The following is a 3064-nucleotide window of genomic DNA, read 5'->3' as shown; positions in this document are numbered from 1 at the left end:
GAGCCGGTGGAGAATTTCGCTGCCGTCTTCATCAGGCAGCATCAAGTCCAAAATCACTAAATCCGGCCGGCTATTGTCCAGGGCCTTGAAAAAAGATTGTCCGTCGTCAAAGCCGCGGACCTTGAAGTTCATTGATTCCAGCGTGTACATTTCGATTTCGCGGATGCTTTCGTCGTCTTCCACGCACCAAATTTCAGTCATAAAAAATCCCCTTAACCTTTCTTAAACTTAATTATAGTTTACGACCATAATCATGCACAAGAGTGGTAAGGGGAATTTCATGGACTTATCTGCCAGTCTTGCCGGTAGTTACAAATAAGGACCATTTAGCAATATTGACGGCGTGATCGCCAATTTTTTCAAAGTACTTCGCGACCATCATCAAATTGATCAAATATTCCGGATTACCATCCTTGTTAAAGTTATTGATCAAAAATGCCTTCGCTTTGTCAAAGCCTTCGTCGACCTGGTCATCGCGGTCGATTACGGCCTTGGCCAGTTCTACATTCTGGTTGGCCAAAGCCGTTACCGCGTCGTTGACCATGCCCGTAGCAATTTGGGACATGCTCTTCAAGTTCAGCATGTCATTTGCGACTGTGAGGTGTTCGTTAAGGACCAGGTCGGCAATGTCTGCGCCAATTTCACCGATTCTTTCAAGGTCGTAGACCGCCTTCAAAGATGCACTGATTATCCGCAGGTCAGTGGCAACCGGCTGCTGCTCCATCAAAAGGCGCAGGCAGGTTTCTTCAATGTCACGCTCTGCCTTGTGAATCCGGTGGTGCAGGTTAATCGTGTCCTCTGCTTCATGGTAGTTGCCCGTAAACAGGGTGTCGGTTGATTCAGAAATGCTTTCCTTGCATAGCTGGCCAATTTCTTCCATTGCTTCATGCAAGTGATCCAGTTCCTTATCAAATCTTGTTCTCATTTTTGGCCTCCTCTAGCCTTAACCGAACCGGCCGGTGATGTATTTTTCAGTTCTTTCATCCTTCGGCATGGAGAAGAGCTGGTCAGTTTCACCGAATTCAACCAGGTCACCCAAGAGGAAGAAGCCAGTCTTGTCAGAGATCCGCACGGCTTGCTGCATGTTGTGCGTAACGATGACGATCGTATAGTTCTTCTTCAGTTCCAAAGCTAATTCTTCAATTTTAGAGGTTGAAATCGGGTCCAGGGCACTGGTCGGTTCGTCCATCAACAATACTTCCGGCTTGACAGCCAGGGCCCGGGCGATGCAGAGCCTTTGCTGCTGACCGCCGGACAGGCCCAGGGCTGATTTCTTCAGCCGGTCCTTCAAGTCGTCCCAGATAGCTGCCTGCTTGAGGGAAGTTTCCACGATTTCGTCCAGTTCCTTCTTGTCAGTAATCCCGTGAATCCGCGGGCCGTAGGCAACATTGTCGTAAACGCTCATCGGGAACGGGTTTGGTCTTTGAAAGACCATGCCGACTCTTTGCCGCAGGACGGTCACATCCAGGTCACCATTATAGATGTCAGTGCCGTCCAGCTTGATCGAGCCATCAATCCGGCAGCCTTCAACCAGGTCGTTCATTCTGTTAAGTGACCGCAAAAGAGTTGATTTCCCGCAGCCTGACGGGCCGATGAAGGCAGTGATTTCGTTCTTTTGGATGTGCATATTGATGTCATGCAAGGCATGAAAATCACCGTAGTACAGGTTCAGCTTTTCAATTGTAATTTTGTCTTCCATCATTAATTTCCTCCGTTATTGCGCTTGCGCATTCTGTCAGAGATACGGCGCGTAACCAAAGTGAAGAGCAGGGCCAAAACGACCAGGACTGCTGAAGTAAAGTTGGCGATCTGAGTGGCTGACGGGTTCAAGGCCCCTTCAGTTCTCATGACCCAGATGTGCAGGGACAGGGTTTCACCGCTTCGGAACGGGTTCAGCGGTGAAGTTGGTGAGGTAACCTTCCAGAAGTTCTGCCAGTTGATGTAAGTTGACTGGCCGGAAGTATACAAAAGCGCAGCGGCTTCACCGAAACCGCGCCCGGCAGCCATGATTACCCCGGTCAAGATCTGCGGCATGGCCGCCGGAATCAAGACCTTGCGGATGGTTTCTGACTTGGTCGCGCCCAGGCCCAGGGAACCTTCCTTGTATTCCACCGGCAAGGCTCGGATGGCGTTGTTGGTTTCAGTAGTGATCAGAGGAATTGAAAGAATTGAAATCGTCAAGGCACCGGCCAGGATATTCCAGGACATCCCGGTCCACATGATGAAGACCAAGTAGCCAAACAAGCCGATAACGATAGATGGCAGGGATGACAAGGATTCGATACTGATTTCAAAGATTGTCAGAAACTTGCCTTCCTTAGCGTATTCAGCCAGGTAAACCCCGGCCCCGATGCCGATTGGCACTGAGACCAGCAGTGAGAGGAAAACTAAGTATATAGTGTTGAAAAACTGGTCGAAAATCCCGTTGCCGGCTGCTCCCAAGAAGTCCCACTGGAAGCCTTTCAAGCCGTCAAAGATGATGGTCAGCGTTAAGTAGAGCAGGAAGGCCAGCATAATCCAGCCGATGGCGTAGAAGATCCCCGTCATCAGCCGGTCTTTTCTTTTAGCACGGCTCATATTTATTTTTCCTTCTTTCCATTGCCAAGCTTGTGAATCAAGACGATCAAAACGATTGAGATGATGAAGAGTAAGAGGGCCATTGACCACAAAGCCAGATTGTATTCCCCGCCCTGGGCCGTGTTACCCATGTCAGCGGCAATTGCACTGGTCAAGTTGCTGGTTGGTGACAAGAGACTAGTCGCGAAGGACCGGGTCTTACCGATAACCATGGCTACGGCTAAAGCTTCACCGATGGCCCGGGCCAGACCCAAGACCACCCCGGTCAAGATACCGCCAGAAGCGGCTGGCAAAACAACCTTGCCGATAACTTGCCAGCGGGTCGCCCCTAAACCGTAAGCCCCTTCTCTGTAGCTATTCGGGACTAACTTGATGGCGTCGGCGGCGACAGTAGTGATCGTTGGGAAAATCATGATGGCCAGAACTATTGAGGCGGCCAGGACTGAGAAACCGCCCATCTTTGGGTGGAAGGCGTTTCTGATTATAG

5 protein-coding genes are annotated in these 3064 nt (G+C 50.2%); all 5 read right to left on the bottom strand.

Going from position 1 to position 3064, the window contains the following annotated elements:
* A partial coding sequence (locus tag FD23_RS10520) for a response regulator (protein WP_236743891.1) occupies positions 1-201 on the bottom strand: 201 nt, incomplete at its 3' end.
* An 85-nt stretch (positions 202-286) separates the two neighbouring features.
* Positions 287-925, bottom strand: a complete 639-nt coding sequence (phoU, locus tag FD23_RS05555) for a phosphate signaling complex protein PhoU (RefSeq protein WP_003614960.1) — start codon at positions 923-925, stop codon at positions 287-289.
* Between the two features lie 18 nt (positions 926-943).
* On the bottom strand, positions 944-1702 hold the full coding sequence (gene pstB / locus FD23_RS05550; RefSeq protein WP_002878529.1) for a phosphate ABC transporter ATP-binding protein PstB: 759 nt from the start codon (positions 1700-1702) through the stop codon (positions 944-946).
* A complete protein-coding gene (gene pstA, locus FD23_RS05545; protein WP_052933646.1) occupies positions 1702-2577 on the bottom strand; it encodes a phosphate ABC transporter permease PstA in 876 nt (291 codons plus the stop codon). Before pstA ends, pstB begins: the two co-directional genes overlap by 1 nt.
* 2 nt (positions 2578-2579) lie before the next feature.
* Positions 2580-3064, bottom strand: a 485-nt coding sequence (locus FD23_RS10515; RefSeq protein ID WP_236743890.1) for a PstC family ABC transporter permease, incomplete at its 5' end; no start/stop codon positions are given.

The organism is Lactobacillus delbrueckii subsp. delbrueckii DSM 20074 = JCM 1012, from assembly GCF_001433875.1.
Taxonomy (GTDB): domain Bacteria; phylum Bacillota; class Bacilli; order Lactobacillales; family Lactobacillaceae; genus Lactobacillus; species Lactobacillus delbrueckii.
This window is presented reverse-complemented; position numbering and strand designations above follow the sequence as displayed.

Coding starts and splice junctions, on each gene's coding strand:
- pstB (WP_002878529.1), bottom strand. CDS start 1,702: ATGATGGAAGACAAAATTACAATTGAAAAGCTGAACCTGTACTACGGT.
- pstA (WP_052933646.1), bottom strand. CDS start 2,577: ATGAGCCGTGCTAAAAGAAAAGACCGGCTGATGACGGGGATCTTCTAC.
- phoU (WP_003614960.1), bottom strand. CDS start 925: ATGAGAACAAGATTTGATAAGGAACTGGATCACTTGCATGAAGCAATG.